Below are 314 nucleotides of genomic sequence, written 5' to 3'. Positions count from 1 at the left end.
GCACCCCGACACCCGGCACCCCTACCGGCACCGACGCAACCGGGACCGGCAGTGACGGGACGAACGGTGACGGGGCCGGGGAACAGGGCGGCCCGGCCGGCTGGGACACCCCGGACCTCCCGGAAATCCCGCTGGACCACCGGTCCCAGGGCCAGAAGAGACTCGACGGACTCGTCGGCGCCTGCCAAACCGCCCTCACCACCGACACCCTGCCCGCCAACGGCGGACACCGGCCCCAGATCCTGGTCACCATCAACTACCGCGACCTCCTCGCCGAACTCCACCAACGGCACAACGCACAGTGGGCCGCACCG

At 72.0% G+C, this 314-nt stretch carries 1 pseudogene; it reads left to right on the top strand.

What is annotated here, in order from left to right:
- A pseudogene (locus ARGLB_RS23445) lies at positions 1-314 on the top strand (hypothetical protein); the annotation flags it as partial.

It is taken from the genome of Arthrobacter globiformis NBRC 12137, from assembly GCF_000238915.1.
GTDB lineage: Bacteria > Actinomycetota > Actinomycetes > Actinomycetales > Micrococcaceae > Arthrobacter > Arthrobacter globiformis.
This window is presented reverse-complemented; position numbering and strand designations above follow the sequence as displayed.